The organism is Streptomyces sediminimaris (genome assembly GCF_047049295.1).
GTDB lineage: Bacteria > Actinomycetota > Actinomycetes > Streptomycetales > Streptomycetaceae > Streptomyces > Streptomyces sediminimaris.
In genome coordinates this window covers 1563103-1585084 of record NZ_JBJWOT010000001.1, presented here as the reverse complement: position 1 = coordinate 1585084, position 21982 = coordinate 1563103, and the positions used below count along the sequence as shown (strand labels likewise).

Annotated in this window: 21 protein-coding genes; 18 read left to right on the top strand and 3 right to left on the bottom strand. The window is 71.8% G+C overall.

Features of this window, described 5'->3' with window-relative positions:
- Positions 1–25: 25 nt before the first annotated feature.
- A complete protein-coding gene (locus ACJ9NR_RS07350) occupies positions 26–892 on the bottom strand; it encodes an ABC transporter ATP-binding protein (protein ID WP_412489116.1) in 867 nt (288 codons plus the stop codon).
- Positions 893–1038: 146 nt separating this feature from the next.
- Between ACJ9NR_RS07350 and ACJ9NR_RS07345 the strand changes: the two genes are divergently transcribed.
- From ACJ9NR_RS07345 to rpsD, 3 genes are all read left to right on the top strand, one after another.
- Complete coding sequence (locus ACJ9NR_RS07345; protein ID WP_412489117.1) at positions 1039–1701, top strand: vitamin K epoxide reductase family protein; 663 nt, start codon at positions 1039–1041, stop codon at positions 1699–1701.
- A 56-nt stretch (positions 1702–1757) separates the two neighbouring features.
- Positions 1758–3140 carry a replication-associated recombination protein A gene (locus tag ACJ9NR_RS07340; RefSeq protein WP_412489118.1) on the top strand — a complete coding sequence of 461 codons (1383 nt, stop codon included), beginning with the start codon at positions 1758–1760 and terminating at the stop codon, positions 3138–3140.
- Between the two features lie 309 nt (positions 3141–3449).
- Entirely contained in the window at positions 3450–4064 is a 615-nt protein-coding gene (gene rpsD, locus ACJ9NR_RS07335; protein ID WP_062674288.1) for a 30S ribosomal protein S4, read from the top strand.
- A gap of 24 nt (positions 4065–4088) precedes the next feature.
- Here the strand turns inward: rpsD and ACJ9NR_RS07330 are convergent, their stop codons facing one another.
- On the bottom strand, positions 4089–6215 hold the full coding sequence (locus ACJ9NR_RS07330) for an ATP-binding protein (RefSeq protein WP_412489119.1): 2127 nt from the start codon (positions 6213–6215) through the stop codon (positions 4089–4091).
- Positions 6216–6405: 190 nt separating this feature from the next.
- Here ACJ9NR_RS07330 and ACJ9NR_RS07325 point away from each other — a divergent pair, with 190 nt between their 5' ends.
- The 13 genes from ACJ9NR_RS07325 to nusB all read left to right on the top strand — a co-directional run bounded on the left by ACJ9NR_RS07325 (position 6406) and on the right by nusB (position 19330).
- The gene (locus ACJ9NR_RS07325) at positions 6406–6861 is read left to right on the top strand and encodes a DUF948 domain-containing protein (protein WP_412490495.1); all 456 of its coding nucleotides are present in this window, start codon (positions 6406–6408) and stop codon (positions 6859–6861) included.
- A gap of 7 nt (positions 6862–6868) precedes the next feature.
- Positions 6869–7222 (top strand): hypothetical protein, encoded by a 354-nt coding sequence (locus ACJ9NR_RS07320; protein ID WP_412489120.1) that lies wholly within the window; start codon positions 6869–6871, stop codon positions 7220–7222.
- A complete protein-coding gene (alaS, locus tag ACJ9NR_RS07315) occupies positions 7222–9894 on the top strand; it encodes an alanine--tRNA ligase (RefSeq protein ID WP_412489121.1) in 2673 nt (890 codons plus the stop codon). Before ACJ9NR_RS07320 ends, alaS begins: the two co-directional genes overlap by 1 nt.
- A 2-nt stretch (positions 9895–9896) precedes the next feature.
- A complete protein-coding gene (ruvX, locus tag ACJ9NR_RS07310) occupies positions 9897–10361 on the top strand; it encodes a Holliday junction resolvase RuvX (protein ID WP_412490496.1) in 465 nt (154 codons plus the stop codon).
- Positions 10362–10483: 122 nt separating this feature from the next.
- Positions 10484–12178 (top strand): endolytic transglycosylase MltG, encoded by a 1695-nt coding sequence (gene mltG / locus ACJ9NR_RS07305; protein ID WP_412489122.1) that lies wholly within the window; start codon positions 10484–10486, stop codon positions 12176–12178.
- A 27-nt stretch (positions 12179–12205) separates the two neighbouring features.
- Positions 12206–13021, top strand: a complete 816-nt coding sequence (locus tag ACJ9NR_RS07300) for a shikimate dehydrogenase (protein ID WP_412489123.1) — start codon at positions 12206–12208, stop codon at positions 13019–13021.
- A 154-nt stretch (positions 13022–13175) separates the two neighbouring features.
- Positions 13176–14360, top strand: coding sequence for a chorismate synthase (gene aroC / locus ACJ9NR_RS07295; protein WP_412489124.1), 1185 nt, complete (start codon positions 13176–13178; stop codon positions 14358–14360).
- Entirely contained in the window at positions 14357–14872 is a 516-nt protein-coding gene (locus ACJ9NR_RS07290) for a shikimate kinase (protein ID WP_412489125.1), read from the top strand. The genes aroC and ACJ9NR_RS07290 overlap by 4 nt, the downstream gene beginning before the upstream one ends.
- The gene (gene aroB, locus ACJ9NR_RS07285; RefSeq protein ID WP_412489126.1) at positions 14869–15960 is read left to right on the top strand and encodes a 3-dehydroquinate synthase; all 1092 of its coding nucleotides are present in this window, start codon (positions 14869–14871) and stop codon (positions 15958–15960) included. Before ACJ9NR_RS07290 ends, aroB begins: the two co-directional genes overlap by 4 nt.
- 187 nt (positions 15961–16147) lie before the next feature.
- Positions 16148–17011, top strand: a complete 864-nt coding sequence (locus tag ACJ9NR_RS07280) for a Pro-rich N-terminal domain-containing protein (protein ID WP_412489127.1) — start codon at positions 16148–16150, stop codon at positions 17009–17011.
- A gap of 153 nt (positions 17012–17164) precedes the next feature.
- Positions 17165–18268 carry an aminopeptidase P family protein gene (locus tag ACJ9NR_RS07275; RefSeq protein WP_412489128.1) on the top strand — a complete coding sequence of 368 codons (1104 nt, stop codon included), beginning with the start codon at positions 17165–17167 and terminating at the stop codon, positions 18266–18268.
- A 58-nt stretch (positions 18269–18326) separates the two neighbouring features.
- Positions 18327–18893: an elongation factor P gene (gene efp / locus ACJ9NR_RS07270; protein ID WP_412489129.1), complete on the top strand. Its 567-nt coding sequence runs from the start codon at positions 18327–18329 to the stop codon at positions 18891–18893.
- A 2-nt stretch (positions 18894–18895) separates the two neighbouring features.
- Complete coding sequence (gene nusB, locus ACJ9NR_RS07265; protein ID WP_412489130.1) at positions 18896–19330, top strand: transcription antitermination factor NusB; 435 nt, start codon at positions 18896–18898, stop codon at positions 19328–19330.
- A 219-nt stretch (positions 19331–19549) separates the two neighbouring features.
- Here nusB and bldD read toward each other — a convergent pair whose 3' ends face one another.
- Positions 19550–20050: a transcriptional regulator BldD gene (gene bldD, locus ACJ9NR_RS07260; protein WP_412489131.1), complete on the bottom strand. Its 501-nt coding sequence runs from the start codon at positions 20048–20050 to the stop codon at positions 19550–19552.
- Between the two features lie 253 nt (positions 20051–20303).
- Between bldD and pyrR the strand changes: the two genes are divergently transcribed.
- Complete coding sequence (gene pyrR / locus ACJ9NR_RS07255; RefSeq protein ID WP_412489132.1) at positions 20304–20861, top strand: bifunctional pyr operon transcriptional regulator/uracil phosphoribosyltransferase PyrR; 558 nt, start codon at positions 20304–20306, stop codon at positions 20859–20861.
- Positions 20862–20995: 134 nt separating this feature from the next.
- Positions 20996–21982: an aspartate carbamoyltransferase catalytic subunit gene (locus tag ACJ9NR_RS07250; protein ID WP_412489133.1), complete on the top strand. Its 987-nt coding sequence runs from the start codon at positions 20996–20998 to the stop codon at positions 21980–21982.

Genomic DNA, 21982 nt, shown 5'->3' with positions numbered 1-21982 from the left:
GCGGGCGCCAGTTGGAGGCTCGTGGTCATCGGACGTCCTCCTGCCCGGTCAGCCTGAGGTAGACGTCCTCCAGCGTGGGGCGGCTGATCCGCAGGTCCGGGATCTCGCCGTCGAAGCGGCGCGTCAGCTCCGCGACCGTCCTGGTCGGGGTGTCCGTGCGCTCGGTGCGGACGGCGCCGTCGGGCTCGGTCCACTCCACCGTGGCGCCGGTGCCGAACCGCTTGCGCAGCTCGCCCGGTTCCCCCGCGGCGACGACCCGGCCCCGGGCCACGACGGCGAGCCGGTCGGCGAGTGCCTCCGCCTCCTCCAGGTAGTGCGTGGTCAGCAGGATGGTCGTGCCCTCGGCGGCGAGCAGCCGGATCAGGTCCCAGAACTGCCGCCGCGCCGCGGGGTCGAACCCGGTCGTCGGCTCGTCCAGGAGCAGCAGCTCGGGGCCGCCGATCACCCCCAGGGCCACGTCGAGACGCCTGCGCTGGCCGCCCGACAGCGCCTTGGTGCGGCTGTCCGCCTTGGCCTGCAGACCGACCAGGGCGATGACCTCCTCCGGATCGCGGGGCCTGGGGTAGTAGCGCGCGAAATGCCGTACGGTCTCGCGGACCGTCAACTCGGCGGGCGCCGATTCGTCCTGCCAGACGATTCCCACACGGGACCTCCACGCGCGCGTGGCGGCCGCCGGGTCGGACCCGAGCACCGACACCTCGCCCGCGTCCCGGCCGCGGTTGCCCTGGAGGATCTCCACCGTGGTCGACTTGCCCGCGCCGTTGGGTCCGAGCAGGCCGAACACCTCGCCCGCGCGGATCCCGAGGTCGATGCCGTCCACCGCGGTCACGTCCCCGTACCGCCTGCGCAGCCCTCGTACGTCCACCGCGAGTTCGTACGCCTGTGTTGTCATGTACCCAAGGTTCGGCCGGAACCGAACGCTCGGGGACGACCATGCGTACCTCCTTATGTCCACCGAACGGTGGACACGGGGCCGAGTACGGCACAATGGCCCCTGCCCCAAGCAGGTCCCACTCCCCAGCAGACGGAATCGGCGTGATGAGCAAGACCACAGTCAAAGACGTCTCCACCGAGCCCGAGCCCGCCTCCGGCAGCGGCTCCACCGGTCCACGGACGGTGGGCGGCAGCCGTGCCTTCGCCCTGCTGCTGGTGATCACCGGCGCGGCCGGCCTGCTCGCCGCGTGGGTCATCACGCTCGACAAGTTCAAGCTCCTCGAGGCCAAGGTCGAGGGCAGGACCTTCACCCCGGGATGCAGTCTCAACCCCGTGGTCTCCTGCGGCAGCGTGATGGAGTCCAAGCAGGCCTCCGTCTTCGGCTTCCCCAACCCGATGCTCGGCCTGGTCGCCTACGGCATCGTCATCTGCGTCGGCATGAGCCTGCTCGCCCGCGCCCGCTTCCCGCGCTGGTACTGGCTCACCTTCAACGCCGGCACCCTCTTCGGCGTGAGCTTCTGCGCCTGGCTGATGTTCCAGTCGCTGTACCGCATCAACGCGCTGTGCCTGTGGTGCTCGCTGGCCTGGGTCGCGACGATCATCATGTTCTGGTACGTGACGTCGTTCAACGTCCGCAACGGCTTCCTGCCGGCGCCGCGCTGGCTGAAGAGCTTCTTCGGCGAGTTCACCTGGGTCCTGCCCGTGCTGCACATCGGCATCATCGGCATGCTGATCCTCACCCGCTGGTGGGACTTCTGGACCAGCTGACCCCGGGGGCCGAGGGCCCGGAGGGATTGTCGGTGCGGTGAATTAGGGTTTGGGACGTGGAGCCCGACCTGTTCACCGCAGCCGCAGAAGAGCGCCAGGAGAAGGACCCGGCAGGGAGCCCCCTGGCGGTGCGGATGCGCCCGCGCACCCTCGACGAGGTGGTGGGCCAGCAGCACCTGCTCAAGCCCGGCTCGCCGCTGCGCAGACTGGTCGGCGAGCAGGCGGACCGCAGGGGCGCGGCCGCGGGCTCCCCGGGCCCCGCCGGGCCCTCCTCGGTGATCCTCTGGGGCCCGCCCGGCACCGGCAAGACGACGCTGGCGTACGTCGTCTCCAAGGCCACCGACAAGCGCTTCGTCGAACTGTCGGCGATCACCGCGGGGGTCAAGGAGGTCCGCGCGGTCATCGACGGCGCCCGCCGCGCCACCGGCGGATACGGCAAGGAGACCGTCCTCTTCCTGGACGAGATCCACCGCTTCAGCAAGGCCCAGCAGGACTCCCTCCTGCCCGCGGTCGAGAACCGCTGGGTGACCCTGATCGCCGCGACGACGGAGAACCCGTACTTCTCGGTGATCTCCCCGCTGCTCTCCCGCTCCCTGCTGCTCACCCTCGAACCCCTCACGGACGACGACGTCCGCGGGCTGCTGAAGCGGGCGCTGAGCGACGAACGGGGCCTGAAGGACGCGGTCGTCCTCCCGGACGACACCGCGGACCATCTCCTGCGCATCGCGGGCGGCGACGCCCGCCGCGCCCTGACCGCCCTGGAGGCCGCGGCCGGGGCCGCCCTCGACAAGGGCGAGCCGGAGATCTCCCTGACGACGCTGGAGGAGACGGTCGACCGGGCGGCGGTGACGTACGACCGCGACGGCGACCAGCACTACGACGTCGCCAGCGCCCTCATCAAGTCCATCCGCGGCTCGGACGTCGACGCCGCGCTGCACTACCTGGCCCGCATGATCGACGCCGGCGAGGACCCCCGCTTCATCGCCCGCCGCCTGATGATCTCGGCGAGCGAGGACATCGGCCTCGCGGACCCCAACGCGCTGCCGATCGCGGTCGCCGCCGCCCAGGCCGTCGCCATGATCGGCTTCCCCGAGGCCGCCCTCACCCTCAGCCACGCGACCATCGCCCTCGCCCTGGCCCCCAAGTCCAACTCCGCGACGACGGCCATCGGCGCCGCCCTGGGCGACGTGCGCAAGGGACTGGCCGGCGCCGTGCCGCCGCACCTGCGCGACGGCCACTACAAGGGCGCCGCGAAGCTCGGGCACGCGCAGGGGTACGTGTATCCGCACGACCTCGCCGAGGGCATCGCCGAGCAGCAGTACGCCCCGGACGCGATCAAGGACCGGGAGTACTACACCCCGAGCCGGCACGGCGCCGAGGCGCGGTACGCGGACGCGGTGGAGTGGACCCGCAAGCACCTCGGTCGCAGGCGGTCCTGAGCACCCTGTAGACTGCGTCGGAGCGCCGAGTCCCGTGCCGTTAGAGCGGGACGTCCGGCCGGAGACCCGGTCCCCACGGACCGGCTCCAGGAGCGTCGCGCACCGTCGAAAGGTGTCGCGGGCAGCCCACCACCACCCGTCGTACGGCGGGAGAGGCCGGTGGGCCACTCGCGTGCTGCACGTATGTGCCCAGACCAGGGGAGCGGCTGCCCGCCCCGCCCACCAGGGCGAGGAGGGATTCCCCGGCTGCGGATGCGACCTCCCAGAACCCTGACAAGCCGGAAACCTTGAGAGAAGAGACCCAAGACAGTGGCGAACCAGTCCCGCCCCAAGGTCAAGAAGTCGCGTGCCCTCGGCATCGCGCTGACCCCGAAGGCCGTCAAGTACTTCGAGGCCCGTCCCTACCCGCCGGGTGAGCACGGCCGCGGCCGCAAGCAGAACTCGGACTACAAGGTCCGTCTGCTCGAGAAGCAGCGTCTGCGCGCGCAGTACGACGTGTCCGAGCGCCAGCTCGTCCGCGCCTACGAGCGTGCCTCCAAGGTCCAGGGCAAGACCGGTGAGGCCCTGATCATCGAGCTCGAGCGCCGCCTCGACGCCCTGGTCCTGCGTTCGGGCATCGCCCGCACCATCTACCAGGCCCGTCAGATGGTCGTGCACGGCCACATCGAGGTCAACGGCCAGAAGGTCGACAAGCCGTCCTTCCGCGTCAAGCCCGACGACGTCGTGATGGTCCGTGAGCGCAGCCGTGAGAAGACCCTCTTCTCCATCGCCCGTGAGGGCGGCTTCGCCCCCGAGGGCGAGACCCCGCGCTACCTCCAGGTGAACCTCAAGGCCCTGGCGTTCCGCCTGGACCGTGAGCCGAACCGCAAGGAGATCCCGGTCATCTGCGACGAGCAGCTCGTCGTCGAGTACTACGCCCGCTGATCACCGGCAGGCGGCGGCACCACCTCAGCCCGCCGTCTCCCCGCCCTTCCGGGCGCGGGAGGCGGCGGGCTCGTGCATGTCCGGGCCGGCCGTCGCCGCACGCCGGACCGGACCGCGCGGCGCCGGGACGGCGTCCAGCGGCCGCTCCAGCGCACGGGACACCGCCGCCTCCCGCACCAGCCGCGCCCCCTGCGCCACGCACTCCGCGTACCGCTCGTCGCCCAGCCGCTCCCGGGCCGCCGCCTCGCACCGCTCGTGCGGGGTGTTGAAGTACGCCGAGCCGAACAGCGGCAGGCCCACCGACCGCCACATCCGGGACGCCGCGCCCTGCAGCACCGCCGCCTCCGCCGCGTCGCCCTGCGCCACGGTGACCAGGGCCAGCAGTTCCACCGCCAGCACCGAGCCGAGCAGATCGTGGAAGGCGTGGGCGCCGGTGAGGCATTCGGCCAGCAGGGCACGCGCCCGCGGCAGGTCGCCGCCGGCCCAGGCCGCGTACGCCAGGACGTAGAGCGCGTAGCCGCGGGCCCACCGCTCGCCGTGGTCCTCGCACACCCGCCGTACGTCCTCGCACAGCCGCACCGCCTCCGGCAGATCGCCCTGGAAGGCGCGTGTCATCGCCAGCTCGACCTGGCCCATCAGCACGTTGCTGTTGAGCTCGCCGATCTCCCGGTAGCGGTCCAGCGCCGACTGCAGCAGCGTCTGCGCGCGCTCCATGTCGTCGCTGACCAGGGCCAGGCATCCGGTGCGGTGCTCGGCGTACGCCACGGCCGTCGGGTCGCCGGCGCGCTCCGCCTCCTCGCGGCACTCCTGCAGCGCCCCCAGCGCGCCCACCGTGTCGCCCTGCAGGATCGCCACATAGCCGAGCACCCACAGTGCCTTCAGCCGGGACTGCTCGTGCCCGGTGTCCAGCCGCACCATCTGCTCCAGCCAGTGCCGCCCCTCCGAAAGCCGTCCGCAGCCCGCCCAGAGGAACCACAGCGAGCCCGCGAGGTACTGCCCGAGATGCGCCTCCTCCGGCTCGCCCAGGCAGTGCTCCAGCGCGCCGCGCAGATTCGGCAGCTCCGCCTCCGCGCGCGCGGCCACCTCGGCCTGGCGCGGTGAGAACCAGTCGAGCTCGCACCATGTGGCGAGCCCCAGGTACCAGTCGCGGTGCCGCCGCCGCAGCCGGGCCGCGTCGCCCGTCGCCTCCAGCCACTCGGCGCCGTAGGCGCGCACCGTGTCCAGCATCCGGTAGCGCGCGCCGGCCGGCGTCTCCTCGCGGGCGAGGACCGACTGCGCGAGCAGTTCGGTGAGCACGTCCAGGACGTCGTCGGCCCGCAGACCGTGCCCGCTGCACACGTACTCGACGGCCTCCAGGTCGAACCCCCCGGCGAACACCGACAGCCGCGACCACAGCAACCGCTCGCGGGGCGTGCACAGTTCATGGCTCCAGCCGATGGCCAGGCGCAGGGTCCGGTGGCGGGGCAGCGCGTCCCGCCCGCCGCCGGTCAGCAGCCGGAAGCGGTCGTCGAGCCGGTCCAGCAGCTGTCCGGGGGACAGGGCGCGCAGCCGCCCGGCGGCCAGCTCGACCGCCAGCGGGATCCCGTCCAGGCGCCGGCACACCTCGCGGACCTCCGGGCCGTCCGCCGGTGCCGGGCCCTGCTCCGACGCCCGGTTCAGCAGCAGTTCGACCGCCTCCTCCTCAGCCAGGGGGGCCAGCGGGAACACCCGTTCACCGGCCACGGCCAGCGGCCTGCGGCCCACCGCGAGCACCCTGAGCCCGGGCAGCCGCCGCAGCAGGTCGCCCACCAGCTCGGCGCACGACGTGACCAGGTGCTCGAAGCCGTCCAGCACCAGCAGCAGCCGGCGCTCGGCGAGATGCGCCAGCAGGGTCTCGCGCGGCGCCCGGGTGGTGTGGTCGGTCAGCCCCAGCGCCTCCACGACGGCGTAGTCGACGAACTCCGCGTCCCGCACCGGCGCCAGCTCCACCCGCCGGACGCCGTCGCACGGGGCGCACCGCGCGGCCGCCCGCGCCGCGAGCCGCGACTTGCCGACACCGCCCGCCCCCGTCACCGTCACCAGCCGCGCGGCGCCGAGCAGCCGCGCCAGTGCGGCGAGTTCGGCCGAGCGCCCGACGAACGCGTTGAGCTCCAGGGGTAAGTTGCCGTCCATGAGTCCGTCGCTCCGTCGATGATCCCGCATGGGATACGGAGCGTACTGAACTGTAATCACTCCGTACAATCGCTTCGCGCGACCCCGCGGCGCGGGACGGTAATCCGGTGCGGAGCCGCGCCCCTGGCGCGATAGGCTCGGTCCATTGCTTTTCGATGTTCAGGCACGTTTCAGGGAGCGGGTGCGCGAGGTGTCCGGTGGAGAGGTGGCCGGGATCCTGGTGGCCGTCTTCTGGGCGATCCTGGTCTCCTTCCTCGCCGTGGCACTGGCGAGGCTGGCCCAGACGCTCAGGGCGACCACCAAGCTGGTCGCGGAGGTGACCGACCAGGCCGTGCCGCTGCTGTCCGACGCGTCCACCGCGGTGCGCTCGGCGCAGACCCAGATCGAGCGGGTCGACGCCATCGCCACCGACGTCCAGGAGGTCACGTCGAACGCGTCGGCGCTGTCCACCACCGTCGCCTCCACCTTCGGCGGCCCGCTGGTGAAGGTCGCGGCCTTCGGCTACGGCGTCCGCCGCGCCCTGGGCACCCGCAGGGAAGGCGCGCCCGCCGGGACGCCGGGCCGGACCGTGGTCGTCGGCCGCACCGTCCCGGCCGCCCGGCGGGAGAGGCGCAACAGGCGGAACAACCAGGGAAAGAAGGACTGAGCCACCGATGTTCCGCCGTACCTTCTGGTTCGGCACCGGCGTCGCCGCCGGTGTATGGGCCACCACCAAGGTCAACCGCAAGCTGAAGCAGCTGACGCCCGAGAACCTCGCCGCGGCCGCCGCCGGCAGGGCGATCGACGCGGGCCACCGGATCAAGGACCGGGCGGTCGGCTTCGCGCTGGACGTGCGCGACAACATGGCGCGGCGCGAGGAGGAGCTGGGCGAGGCCCTCGGCATCAACGCGGCCCCCGAGCTCCCCGCGCCCCGGCGGCACGCCGCCATCGAGAACCGCAGCACACCGAAGTACGTCGAGGGCTCGGCGTACCGGACGTACTCGTACAACCGGAATGAGGACCACTGATGGAGTCGGCCGAGATCCGCCGCCGCTGGCTGAGCTTCTTCGAGGAGCGCGGGCACACCGTCGTCCCTTCGGCGTCGCTCATCGCGGACGACCCGACTCTGCTCCTCGTGCCGGCCGGCATGGTGCCCTTCAAGCCGTACTTCCTGGGTGAGGTCAAGCCGCCGTTCGACCGCGCCACCAGCGTGCAGAAGTGCGTGCGCACGCCCGACATCGAAGAGGTCGGCAAGACCACGCGGCACGGCACGTTCTTCCAGATGTGCGGCAACTTCTCCTTCGGCGACTACTTCAAGGAAGGCGCCATCAAGCTCGCCTGGGAGCTGCTCACGAGCCCCCAGGACAAGGGCGGTTACGGCCTGGAGCCGGAGAAGCTCTGGATCACCGTCTACCAGGACGACGACGAGGCCGAGCGCATCTGGCACGAGGTCGTCGGTGTGCCCATGGAGCGCATCCAGCGCCTGGGCATGAAGGACAACTTCTGGTCCATGGGTGTCCCCGGCCCCTGCGGCCCGTGCTCCGAGATCAACTACGACCGCGGCCCCGAGTTCGGCGCCGAGGGCGGCCCCGCCGTCAACGACGAGCGGTACGTGGAGCTCTGGAACCTCGTCTTCATGCAGTACGAGCGCGGCGAGGGCACCGGCAAGGAGAACTTCGAGATCCTCGGAGACCTGCCGAGCAAGAACATCGACACGGGCCTGGGCCTGGAGCGCCTCGCCATGGTTCTGCAGGGCGTGCAGAACATGTACGAGATCGACACCTCCATGGCCGTCATCAGGAAGGCCACCGGGCTGACCGGCGTCCACTACGGCGCCGCCCACGCCTCCGACGTCTCGCTGCGCGTGGTCACCGATCACATGCGCACGTCCGTGATGCTCATCGGCGACGGCGTCACCCCCGGCAACGAGGGCCGCGGCTACGTCCTGCGCCGCATCATGCGCCGCGCCATCCGCAACATGCGCCTGCTCGGCGCCACCGGCCCGGTCGTCCTGGACCTCATCGACACCGTGATCGGGATGATGGGACAGCAGTACCCCGAGCTGATCACCGACCGCGAGCGCATCGAGAAGGTCGCCGTCGCCGAGGAGAACGCCTTCCTCAAGACGCTGAAGGCCGGCACCAACATCCTCGACACCGCCGTCACCGAGACCAGGGCCGCCGGTTCCACGGTCCTGCCCGGCGACAAGGCGTTCCTGCTCCACGACACCTGGGGCTTCCCGATCGACCTCACCCTCGAGATGGCCGCCGAGCAGGGCCTGTCGGTGGACGAGGACGGCTTCCGGCGCCTGATGAAGGAGCAGCGGGAGCGGGCCAAGGCCGACGCCCAGGCCAAGAAGACCGGCCACGCCGGCGCGGGCGCCTACCGCGAGATCGCCGACAAGGTCGGCGAGACCGACTTCATCGGCTACGGCGAGACCGAGGGCGAGTCCACCATCGTCGGCATCCTCGTCGACGGCGCCTCGTCCCCGGCCGCCACCGAGGGCGACGAGGTCGAGATCGTGCTCGACCGCACCCCGTTCTACGCCGAGGGCGGCGGCCAGATCGGCGACACCGGCCGGATCAGGGCCGACTCCGGTGCCGTCATCGAGGTCCGCGACTGCCAGAAGCCGGTTCCGGGCGTCTACGTCCACAAGGGCGTCGTCCAGGTCGGCGAGGTCACCGTCGGCGCCAAGGCCCACGCCGCCATCGACGGCCGCCGCCGCAAGGCCATCGCCCGCGCCCACTCCGCCACGCACCTGACCCACCAGGCGCTGCGCGACGCCCTCGGCCCGACGGCCGCCCAGGCCGGTTCCGAGAACCAGCCCGGCCGCTTCCGCTTCGACTTCGGTTCGCCGTCCGCCGTTCCCACGGCCGTGATGACCGACGTCGAGCAGAAGATCAACGAGGTGCTCGCCCGCGACCTCGACGTCCGTGCCGACATCATGGGCATCGACGAGGCGAAGAAGCAGGGCGCCATCGCCGAGTTCGGCGAGAAGTACGGCGACCGCGTCCGCGTGGTGACCATCGGCGACTTCTCCAAGGAGCTGTGCGGCGGCACGCACGTGCACAACACCGCCCAGCTCGGCCTGGTCAAGCTGCTCGGCGAGTCCTCCATCGGCTCGGGTGTCCGCCGTATCGAGGCCCTCGTCGGTGTGGACGCCTACTCCTTCCTCGCCCGGGAGCACACGGTCGTCAACCAGCTGACCGAGCTGCTCAAGGGCCGCCCGGAGGAGCTGCCGGAGAAGGTCTCCTCGATGCTCGGCAAGCTGAAGGACGCCGAGAAGGAGATCGAGAAGTTCCGCGCGGAGAAGGTGCTCCAGGCCGCCGCCGGTCTCGTCGAGTCGGCCAAGGACGTCCGCGGCATCGCCGTCGTCACCGGCCGGGTCCCGGACGGCACCACCGCCGACGACCTGCGCAGGCTGGTCCTCGACGTGCGCGGCCGCATCCAGGGCGGACGGGCCGCCGTGGTGGCCCTCTTCACCGTCGGCAACGGCAAGCCGCTGACGGTCATCGCCACCAACGAGGCCGCCCGCGAGCGCGGTCTGAAGGCCGGTGACCTGGTGCGCGCGGCCGCCAAGACGCTCGGCGGCGGCGGTGGCGGCAAGCCGGACGTCGCCCAGGGCGGCGGCCAGAACCCGGCCGCGGTCGGCGAGGCCGTGGACGCCGTCGAGCGGCTCGTGGCGGACACCGCGAAGTGACCATGCGCACAGGCCGCCGGCTCGCGATCGACGTCGGGGACGCCCGGATCGGGGTCGCCTCGTGCGACCCCGACGGGATCCTCGCCACGCCGGTGGAGACGGTGCCCGGGCGGGACGTTCCCGCAGCTCACCGGCGGCTGAAGCAGCTCGTCGAGGAGTACGAGCCGATCGAGGTCGTCGTCGGCCTCCCTCGCTCGCTCAAGGGGGGCGAGGGACCGGCCGCGGTCAAGGTACGCGGCTTCGCCCAGGAGCTGGCCAGGGGCATCGCCCCCGTCCCGGTGCGGCTCGTCGACGAGCGCATGACGACGGTGACGGCGAGCCAGGGGCTGCGGGCCTCGGGCGTGAAGTCGAAGAAGGGCCGCTCGGTCATCGACCAGGCCGCCGCAGTGATCATCCTCCAGCAGGCGCTCGAATCCGAACGGGTGTCAGGTAAAGCACCCGGCGAGGGCGTCGAAGTGGTCATCTGATCGCGATACGGTAACGTTCCGCGCGATTGCGCCGCTGTTCGAACAGCGGCTGCACAGCAAGAGGCGGGACGGCTGCCCGGCCACAAGCCGCGTAACCGCCGCCTCGCGGCTCTAGGGGATCGATGACTGAGTATGGCCGGGGCCAAGGCTCCGAACCGTGGAATCCGGAGGACCCGCTCTACGGGGACGACGGATGGGGAGGACAGCGGGCCCAGACGGACCCGCAGTCCCCCTACGGCGGCCGGCCGCAGCACTATCCGCAGCAGCAGCCGCAGCAGCAGCACTACGGTGACTGGAGCGAGGGCGGCCAGTCCGCGTACGGCCAGGGGCAGCAGCACTACCAGGGCTACGACCAGCAGTACTACGCGGATCACGGCCAGCAGCAGTACCACCGGGACCAGCAGCAGTACCAGGGGCAGCAGCAGTACCAGGGGCAGCAGACCTACGACCAGGGTGGCTGGGGCACCGGCCCGCACGTCCAGTACACCGACCCGGCCGACCCCTACGGCCGGCAGACCGCCTCCTACGGTGGCGAGCAGCCCGACCCCTACGGCACGCCCGACGCCTATCCCCCGCCCGTGCCCCCGGCCCGCAGGCAGGCCGAACCCGAACCGCCCACCGACTGGGACCCAGGCCCCGACCAGGGAGAACACGCCTTCTTCGCGGACGGCGAGGACGACGACGAGGACGAGGACGCGCCGGGCGGCCGCAAGGGCCGCGGCGGCAGGAAACCGAAGAAGCGCCGCAGCGGCTGCGCCTGTCTCGTGCTGGTGGCGATCTTCGCGGGCGCTGTCGGCGGCGTCGGCTACTTCGGCTACCAGTTCTACCAGGATCGTTTCGGCCCGGCGCCCGACTACGCGGGTGACGGCAACGGCGAGCAGGTCACGGTCGTCATCCCCAAGGGGGCCGGCGGCTATGTGATCGGCCAGAAGCTCAAGGAGGCGGGCGTCGTCAAGAGCGTCGACGCCTTCGTCTCCGCGCAGCAGTCGAACCCCGACGGCAAGAAGATCCAGGACGGCGTCTACACGCTGCACAAGCAGATGTCGGCCGCGAGCGCGGTCGAACTCATGCTCAGCCCGAAGAGCCGCAGCAACCTGATCATCGCCGAGGGCTCGCGCAACACGGCGGTCTACTCACTGATCGACAAACGCCTCGGAGTCGCCGACGGCACCACGGCGAAGACGGCCGAGAAGGACTACAAGAAGCTCGGCCTGCCCGCCTGGGCGCTGAACCACCCGAACCTCAAGGATCCGCTGGAAGGATTCCTCTACCCCTCCAGTTACGCCGTCTCCAAGGGGCAGAAGCCCGAGGCCGTGCTGAAGGACATGGTCTCCCGGGCCAACGACACCTACGCGAAACTCGGCCTGGAGAAGAAGGCGAAGAGCCTCGGCCTCTCCGGCCCGTGGCAGCTGCTCACCGTGGCGAGCCTGGTCCAGGCGGAGGGCACCAGCCACGACGACTTCCGCAAGATGGCCGAGGTCGTCTACAACCGCCTCAAGCCCGGCAACCCCGAGACCTACGGCTCGCTCGAGTTCGACTCCACGTACAACTACGTGAAGAACCAGAGCAAGATCGACCTGAGCATCGCCGAGCTGCGCAAGTACAACAACCCGTACAACACGTACTACATCAAGGGCCTGCCGCCCGGGCCGATCGACAACCCCGGCGCCGAGGCGATCAAGGGCTCGCTCGACCCGACGCACGACGGCTGGTACTACTTCATCTCGTTGGACGGCAAGACCAGCAAGTTCACCAAGACGCTCGCGGAGCACAACAAGCTGGTCCAGCAGTTCAACGCGTCGAGGAAGAAGAACTGATGCCGCTGATCCGAGGAAACTGAACCGATGACGACGACCCGGCGGGCGGCCGTGCTCGGCTCGCCCATCGCCCACTCCCTGTCGCCTCGCCTGCACACCGCGGGATACCGGGCGCTCGGCCTGGAGGGATGGTCGTACGACAGGTTCGAGATCGACGAGGCGGCGCTGCCCGGGTTCCTCGGCACGCTCGGGCCCGAGTGGGCGGGGCTGTCCCTGACCATGCCGCTGAAGCGGGCGGTGATCCCGCTGCTCGACGAGATCACCGACACGGCGTCCTCGGTCGAGGCGGTCAACACCGTGGTGTTCCGGCCCGACGGTCGCCGGGTCGGCGACAACACCGACATCCCCGGACTGGTGGCCGCGCTGCACGAGCGCGGCGTGGAGAAGACCGAGTCGGCGGCGGTCCTGGGGGCGGGGGCCACCGCCTCGTCCGCGCTCGCGGCACTCGCCCGCGTCTGCACCGGCGAGGTCACCGTGTACGTGCGCAGCGAGCGGCGCGCGGACGAGATGCGGCGGTGGGGCGAGCGGCTCGGCGTACAGGTCCGCCCGGCCGACTGGGCCGATGCCGTACGGGCCTTCGACGCGCCGCTGGTGATCTCCACGACGCCGGCCGGCGGCACCGACGCGCTGGCGGGGCGGCTGCCCGCCCAGGTCGGCACCCTCTTCGACGTGCTCTACGACCCCTGGCCCACGCCGCTCGCCGCGGCCTGGCAGGAGCGGGGCGGGCAGGTGCTCAGCGGCCTCGACCTGCTGGTGCACCAGGCGGTCTTCCAGTTCCGCCGGTTCACCGGTGACCCGCGCTCCCCGCTCGCCGCGATGCGTGCGGCCGCGCAGCCGGGCTGATCTGTCCGGTTGCCGGACGGGGATCGGAGCCCTGACCCGGACGTGGGAGGATCGGAGGTGGCGGGCCGGGGCCGCGCACCTGGTCACGCCGTCGCCGTACGCGAGGACGCGCGTACGCAGGGCAGTACCAGGGCGCGAGCACTGAGGAGCACCGTTGAGCAGGTTGCGCTGGCTGACCGCGGGGGAGTCCCACGGTCCCGCACTCGTGGCGACGCTGGAGGGCCTTCCGGCCGGCGTGCCGATCACGACGGAGATGGTGGCGGACCACCTGGCCCGGCGCCGGCTCGGCTACGGACGCGGCGCGCGGATGAAGTTCGAGCGGGACGAGGTGACCTTCCTCGGCGGTGTCCGGCACGGCCTCACCCTCGGTTCCCCGGTCGCGGTCATGGTGGGCAACACCGAGTGGCCGAAGTGGGAGCAGGTCATGGCGGCCGACCCGGTCGATGCGGAGATCCTCGCCGGTCTGGCCCGCAACGCCCCGCTGACCCGCCCGCGTCCGGGGCACGCGGATCTGGCGGGCATGCAGAAGTACGGCTTCGACGAGGCGCGGCCGGTGCTGGAGCGGGCCTCGGCGCGGGAGACGGCGGCCCGGGTGGCGCTGGGCGCGGTGGCGCGGTCGTATCTGAAGGAGACGGCCGGCATCGAGATCGTCAGCCATGTGGTGGAGCTGTGTGCGGTGAAGGCCCCGGCCGGGGTGTACCCGACGCCGGCGGACGTGGAGCGGCTGGACGCGGACCCGCTGCGCTGCCTGGACGCCGACACCTCCAAGGCGATGGTCGCGGAGGTCGACCAGGCCCACAAGGACGGCGACACCCTGGGCGGCGTGGTGGAGGTCCTCGCGTACGGCGTGCCGGTCGGTCTGGGCTCGCACGTGCACTGGGACCGCAAGCTGGACGCGCGGCTGGCGGGTGCGCTGATGGGTATCCAGGCGATCAAGGGCGTCGAGGTCGGTGACGGGTTCGAGCTGGCGAGGGTGCCGGGTTCGCAGGCGCACGACGAGATCGTGAACACGCCGGAGGGCATCCGGCGGGTGTCGGGGCGTTCCGGCGGTACGGAGGGCGGGCTGAGCACGGGCGAGCTGCTGCGGGTGCGGGCGGCGATGAAGCCGATCGCGACCGTGCCGCGGGCCCTTCGGACGGTGGACGTGACCACCGGCGAGGCCACGCAGGCGCACCACCAGCGCTCCGACGTGTCCGCGGTGCCGGCGGCCGGCATCGTGGCCGAGGCGATGGTGGCGCTGGTCCTGGCGGACGCGGTGGCGGAGAAGTTCGGCGGCGACTCGGTCGCCGAGACCCGCCGCAACGTGCGCTCCTACCTCGAGAACCTGGCCATCCGATGAGCGCTGCGCGGGTGGTCCTCGTCGGGCCGATGGGCGTGGGGAAGTCGACGGTCGGGCAGCTGCTGGCCGGGCGGCTCGGTGTCGGCTACCGGGACACCGACGACGACATCGTGGCCGGGCAGGGCCGCACGATCGCGGACATCTTCCTCGACGAGGGCGAGGCGGCCTTCCGGGCGATCGAGAAGCAGGCGGTGCGGCGGGCGCTGGCCGAGCACGACGGCGTGCTGGCGCTGGGCGGCGGCGCGATCCTGGACGCGGACACCCGGGCGCTGCTCGCCGGACACCGGGTCGTCTACCTCTCGATGGACGTCGAGGAGGCGGTCCGCCGCACCGGCCTGAACGCCGCCCGCCCGCTGCTCGCGGTCAACCCGCGCAAGCAGTGGCGCGAGCTGATGGAGGCCCGGCGTTCGCTGTACGAGCAGGTCGCCACGGCGGTCGTGGCCACCGACGGCCGCACCCCCGAAGAGGTCACCCAAACCGTGCTGGACGCAGTGGAGTTGAAGGAAACATGAGCGAGGCAGTCACCCGCGTCCAGGTCGGCGGGAGCGCGGGCAGCGACCCGTACGAGGTTCTGGTGGGCCGTCAGCTCCTGGGCGAACTGGCCGGTCTGGTGGGGGAGCGGGCCAAGCGGGTCGCGGTGATCCACCCCGAGGCGCTGGCGGAGACCGGGGACGCCCTGCGCGCCGATCTCGCCGCGCAGGGGTACGAGGCGGTGGCCATCCAGGTGCCGAACGCGGAGGAGGCCAAGACCGCCGAGGTCGCCGCCTACTGCTGGAAGGCGCTGGGCCAGTCCGGCTTCACCCGCACTGACGTCATCGTCGGTGTCGGGGGCGGCGCCACCACGGACCTCGCCGGTTTCGTCGCGGCGACCTGGCTGCGCGGGGTGCGCTGGATCGCCGTTCCGACCACCGTGCTGGCGATGGTGGACGCAGCTGTCGGCGGCAAGACCGGCATCAACACCGCCGAGGGCAAGAACCTGGTGGGCGCCTTCCACCCGCCCGCCGGCGTGCTGTGCGACCTGGCCGCGCTGGACTCCCTCCCGGTCAACGACTACGTCTCCGGGCTCGCCGAGATCATCAAGGCCGGCTTCATCGCCGACCCGGTGATCCTGGAGCTCATCGAGGCCGATCCGCAGGCCGCGCGCACTCCGGCCGGCCCGCACACGGCCGAACTCATCGAGCGCTCGATCCGGGTCAAGGCCGAGGTCGTCTCCTCGGACCTGAAGGAATCGGGGCTCCGGGAGATCCTCAACTACGGTCACACGCTCGGGCACGCGATCGAGAAGAACGAGCGCTACACGTGGCGGCACGGCGCCGCCGTCGCGGTCGGCATGCACTTCGCGGCCGAACTCGGCCGTCTGGCGGGCCGCTTGGACGACGCGACCGCCGACCGGCACCGCAGCGTCCTGGAGTCGGTCGGGCTGCCGCTGCACTACCGCCACGACCAGTGGCCCAGGCTGCTGGAGACGATGAGGGTCGACAAGAAGTCCCGTGGCGACCTGCTGCGCTTCATCGTCCTGGACGGCCTGGCCAAGCCGACCGTCCTGGAGGGCCCCGACCCGGCCGTGCTGCTCGCCGCGTACGGCGAGGTGGGGGAGTAGGTCCGCCGGGGCGGCGCTCGTCCGATCCGCCTTGTGGACGTGGGCACTTCGGGCCCTCCCGGGCCGTTCACCAAACGGCGGCCGGGGAAGGTACCGTTCGGTAGGGAGCGGGACTCGCGCCGCGCTGACGGCGCCGATCGCCCGCGGCGACACCGAGCCCATTGAGAACGAGACGGAGTGGCACCGGATGCAGCACGCAGTGGGTTCTCCGCTGCCGCCGCCCCACCAGCCGGGGCACGGACCGGCCGCCGGCTGGTCGCCGGCCGCGCACCACCCGGGTCCGCATCAGGCGGACCCGCACCGGGGCCCGGCGGCTCCCGCGCCCCCGCCGCCCCCGGCCCCGGGCCACCCCCAGGCGCCCGCGGTGCCGGCCCCGCCGCGGCACGCCCCGGCACCGCCGCCCCCGGACACCACCGGCCATGTCCCGCTGCCGCCGGGCGGCCCGGTCGCCATGCCCAGCGCGCCGCAGACCACCGCCGTCCCCGACCCGGCGGGCACGACCCTCGCGGTGCTGCTCATCGGCCCCGCGGGCGCGGGCAAGACCAGTGTCGCCAAGTACTGGGCCGACCACCGCCGCGTCCCCACCGCCCACATCAGCCTCGACGACGTACGCGAATGGGTGCGCTCCGGCTTCGCCGACCCGCAGTCGGGGTGGAACGACAACTCGGAGGCGCAGTACCGCCTCGCCCGCCGCACCTGCGGCTTCGCCGCCCGCAACTTCCTGGCCAACGGCATCTCCTGCATCCTCGACGACGCCGTCTTCCCCGACCGCCCGGTCGTCGGACTCGGCGGCTGGAAGCGCCATGTGGGCCCCGGCCTGCTGCCGGTCGTCCTGCTGCCCGGCCTGGAGATCGTGCTGGAGCGCAACGCGGAGCGTTCCGGCAACCGCCGCCTCACCGACGAGGAGGTCGCCCGCATCCACGGCCGCATGGCGGGGTGGTACGGCTCCGGCCTGCCGATCATCGACAACTCCCAGCTGGACGTGCCGGCGACGGCCCGCGTCCTGGACGACGTACTGGCGAGATCGATCGCGAGTCCCCCGAGCTGGTAGCGGACGTGCGCCGGAGCGCCGTGAGGGGCGCGGGGAACCGCGTGACGCTTCCCGCCGCGCCGTACCCGGCACTCGACGGGACGCGGCAACCCGCTAGCCCGATCGGCACTCCCTGAACCGGCACAAATCACCCACGGCTCCTACGCTCGTCTCATGTCAGAGATGTGCGCAATCCGCCGAACCCGGCTGAGGGAGCAGTGCAACGCGGCCGGCCACGCGGCAGCGATCGTCTCCCGCCCCGCCAACGTCCGCTACCTCGCCGGCGCCACCCCGCACGGCGCCGTCCTCCTCCTCGGTCGTACCGAGGACCTCCTCGTCTGCACGGGCCCGCGGGACGTCCACCCCGCCGAGGACCGCCCCGACGACACCCTGCGCCTGCATGTCCTCGCCGGCCCCGGCGACCCCGCGGTCGCCGCCGCGGACCTCGCCGGGGCGCAGGGCGCCGACTCGCTGGCCGTGGAGGAGCACCACCTCACCGTGGCCCGCCACCGCGCCATCCGCTCGGTCGTCCCGCGGCTGCGCCTGACCGATCTCGCGGCATCGGTCGAACAGCTCAGGGTGGTCAAGGACGAGGAGGAGATCTCCTGCCTGCGCATCGGCGCGGAGATCACCGACCAGGCCCTCGGCGAACTGCTGGAGTCCATCCTGGTCGGCCGGACCGAACGGCACCTCGCCCTCGAACTGGAGCGGCGCCTCGTCGACCACGGCGCCGACGGCCCCGCCTTCACGACCTCCGTCGCCACCGGGCCCAACGCCGGCCGGCGCGGCCACCGGCCCACCGACCGACGGGTCGAGGAGGGCGACTTCCTCTCCGTCTGCCTGGGCGCCGCCTACCGCGGCTACCGCTGCGAGATCGGCCGCACCTTCGTCATCGGCACGTCCCCCGCGGACTGGCAGATCGAGCTCTACGACCTGGTCTTCGCCGCTCAGCGCGCCGGCCGGGAGGCGCTGACGCCCGGCGCCGCCTGCCGCGACGTGGACCGGGCCGCCCGCCAGGTGCTGGGCTCCGGGGGGCACAGCGAGGGGCTCCCGCCCGCGACGGGGCACGGTGTGGGACTCGAAATCGACGAGGACCCGCAGCTGGCCCCCGCGGCCATGGGTAAACTGGACGCTTGCGTGCCGGTCACCGTCGAACCCGGGGTCCACCTCCCGGGGCGGGGCGGCGTCCGGATCGATGACACGCTCGTCGTCCGCCCCGAGGCGGACGGCGGACCCGAGCTACTCACCATCACGACCAAGGAGCTGCTCGCGCTTTAGCTGCCGGCTGTGCGCGTGCGCCGGGGTCGTCCACGTCAGTCCAGGAGATTCCGCAACCGTGGCTTCCACGAACGACCTCAAGAACGGCCTGGTGCTCAAGCTCGAAGGCGGCCAGCTCTGGTCCGTCGTCGAGTTCCAGCACGTCAAGCCCGGCAAGGGCCCCGCCTTCGTGCGCACCAAGCTCAAGAACGTGCTCTCCGGCAAGGTCGTCGACAAGACCTTCAACGCCGGCGTCAAGGTCGAGACGGCCACTGTCGACAAGCGCGACATGCAGTTCTCGTACATGGACGGCGAGTACTTCGTCTTCATGGACATGGAGACGTACGACCAGCTGATGGTCGACCGCAAGACGGTCGCCGACGCCGCCAACTTCCTGGTCGAGGGTTTCACGGCCACCGTCGCGCAGCACGAGGGCGAGGTGCTCTTCGTCGAGCTGCCGGCCGCCGTCGAGCTGGTCGTCCAGGAGACCGAGCCGGGCGTCCAGGGCGACCGCTCCACCGGCGGCACCAAGCCCGCCACCCTGGAGACCGGCCACCAGATCCAGGTGCCGCTCTTCATCACCACCGGCGAGAAGATCAAGGTCGACACCCGTACGAGCGACTACCTCGGCCGGGTGAACAGCTAACCGTGGCTGCCCGCAACACGGCCCGCAAGCGCGCCTTCCAGATCCTCTTCGAGGGCGACCAGCGCGGCGCCGACGTCCTCACGGTCCTCGCGGACTGGATCCGGCTGTCCCGGGACGACACCCGGCAGCCGCCCGTGAGCGAGTACACGATGCAGCTCGTCGAGGGCTACGCGAAGCACGCGAAGCGCATCGACGAGCTGATCGCGCAGTACTCGGTGGGCTGGACGCTCGACCGGATGCCGGTGGTGGACCGCAACGTGCTGCGGCTCGGTGCCTACGAGCTGATCTGGGCCGACGAGACCCCGGACGCGGTCGTGCTGGACGAGATGGTGCAGCTGGCGAAGGAGTTCTCCACGGACGAGTCGCCCGCGTTCGTCAACGGCCTGCTGGGCCGGTTCAAGGAGCTGAAGCCGTCGCTGCGCCGGGACGAGGCGTAGCACCCGCAGGCAGCGAGGCGCAGGACGGCGCAGGCACGCGTATGTGCCAGGGGCCCGCAGCGTGAGCGCTGCGGGCCCCTGGCGTGCGGTCCCGCCCGTCGTCGCCTCTGCCGCGGTCCCTGTGCCTGTGCGGGGCCCGCGAAGGGCGCAGAAAGCCGCCGGGGTGGCCGGAACCAGGAAGTTCCGGCCACCCCGGCGGCACGTTTCTGCTGTGCGGGCTCAGACGTCCTCGTGGACGACCGCGCGGCGGGCGTCGGCGTCCAGCACGCCCCAGTTGATCAGCTGCTCGGTGAGGACCGAGGGCGACTGGTCGTAGATGACGGCGAGTGTGCGCAGGTCGTCCTGGCGGATCGACAGCACCTTGCCGTTGTAGTCACCGCGCTGCGACTGGATCGTGGCGGCGTAACGCTGCAGGGGACCCGCCTTCTCGGCCGGCACGGTCGCCAGCCGCTCCAGGTCCAGGACCAGCTTCGGCGGCGGCTCGGCGGCGCCGCCCGGGGTGGTGCCCGGCAGGAGCTCCTGCACCGGGACCCCATAGAAATCCGCCAGTTCGGCGAGGCGCTGTACGGTCACGGCTCGGTCGCCGCGCTCATACGATCCGACCACTACCGCCTTCCAGCGTCCCTGGCTCTTCTCCTCGACACCGTGGAGGGAAAGGCCCTGCTGGGTGCGGATGGCCCGGAGCTTGGCCCCGAGCTGTTTGGCGTATTCGCTGGACATATAGCTCCCCGGACACTGTGTCGGCGCGGCTTCAGCGATCCCGAGCCGCGCGTCTCGTAACTCACTGTGAGGTTACGCAGCGTGACTCTCGTGCGTCAAGCCGAATGGTCCACACCGACTCTTCCGTGGCAGCGGTGGCCGATTACGCCAGGGGGGTGATCTGGGGCGTCGTCCGGGCCTGCTACCGTGGATGGCGCAAATCCGACGTCCTTTAAGGTCCGTCCCGTGAGGCGGAGAAGGAGGTCCGTTTCGTATGGACACGCAAGCGTCCGATGCCCGGCCCGTGCTCGAGGGGCCCGACATCGCGCGGGTACTGACCCGCATCGCCCACGAGATCGTCGAGCGCGCCAGGGGCGCCGACGACGTGGTGCTCCTCGGCATTCCGACCCGAGGGGTCTTCCTCGCCCAGCGGCTCGCCGCCAAGCTCGAGGACATCACCGACCGCAAGATCCCGGTCGGCTCGCTCGACATCACGATGTACCGCGACGACCTGCGCATGCATCCGCCGCGCGCGCTGGCCCGCACCGAGATCCCCGGTGACGGCATCGACGGCAGGCTGGTCGTCCTCGTCGACGACGTGCTCTTCTCCGGCCGCACCGTCCGGGCCGCCCTCGACGCCCTGAACGACGTCGGTCGCCCGCGCGCGGTCCAGCTCGCGGTCCTCGTCGACCGGGGCCACCGCGAACTGCCCATCCGCGCCGACTACGTCGGCAAGAACCTCCCCACGTCGCTGCGGGAGACGGTCAAGGTCCTGCTGGCCGAGGAGGACGGCCGCGACACCGTGCTGCTCGGTGTGAAGCAGACCCAGTAGCGGACGGGGGCCCACGCCGTCGCGGCGTGCCCCCGCCTGCCCGGCTGCGCCCCGGCGCCGCGCCGCACGCGGCTGCCGCCGCGGGCCCGGGCCCCCGGATCCCGACACCTGAACTGCCTTACGGAGCCTGACAGATGCAGCGTCATCTCATCTCGGCCGCCGACCTCACCCGCGACGACGCCGTCCTGATCCTCGACACCGCCGAGGAGATGGCCCGGGTCGCCGACCGGCCGATCAAGAAACTGCCGACCCTGCGCGGCCGCACCGTCGTCAACCTCTTCTTCGAGGACTCCACGCGCACGCGCATCTCCTTCGAGGCCGCCGAGAAGCGCCTGTCCGCGGACGTCATCAACTTCACTGCCAAGGGCTCGAGCGTCTCCAAGGGCGAGTCGCTGAAGGACACCGCCCAGACGCTGGAGGCCATGGGCGTCGACGCCGTGGTCATCCGGCACGGCGCCTCCGGAGCGCCCTACCGCCTGGCCAACTCCGGCTGGATCGACGCGGCCGTCATCAACGCCGGTGACGGCACGCACCAGCACCCCACGCAGGCCCTGCTCGACGCCTTCACCATGCGCCGCCGCCTGGTCGGCCGGGACGCCGGCATCGGCCAGGACCTGTCCGGCAGGCGCGTCACGATCGTCGGCGACGTCCTGCACAGCAGGGTCGCCCGCTCCAACGTCGACCTGCTGCACACGCTCGGCGCCGAGGTCACCCTGGTCGCGCCGCCCACCCTGGTGCCGGTCGGCGTCGAGACCTGGCCCTGCGAGGTGTCGTACGACCTCGACTCCACGCTCACCAAGTCCGACGCGGTGATGATGCTGCGCGTCCAGCGCGAGCGCATGAACGCCGCGTTCTTCCCCACCGAGCGCGAGTACTCGCGGCGCTACGGCCTCGACGGCGACCGCATGGCGCGGATGCCCGGGCACGCGATCGTGATGCACCCCGGCCCGATGGTCCGCGGCATGGAGATCACCGCGGAGGTCGCCGACTCCGACCGCTGCACCGTCGTCGAGCAGGTCGGAAACGGAGTCTCCATCCGGATGGCCGTCCTGTACCTGCTCCTCGGTGGCAACGAGCCCGCCGTCACCCACACCCGCCCCACCGGTCCGGAGGAGAAGTAA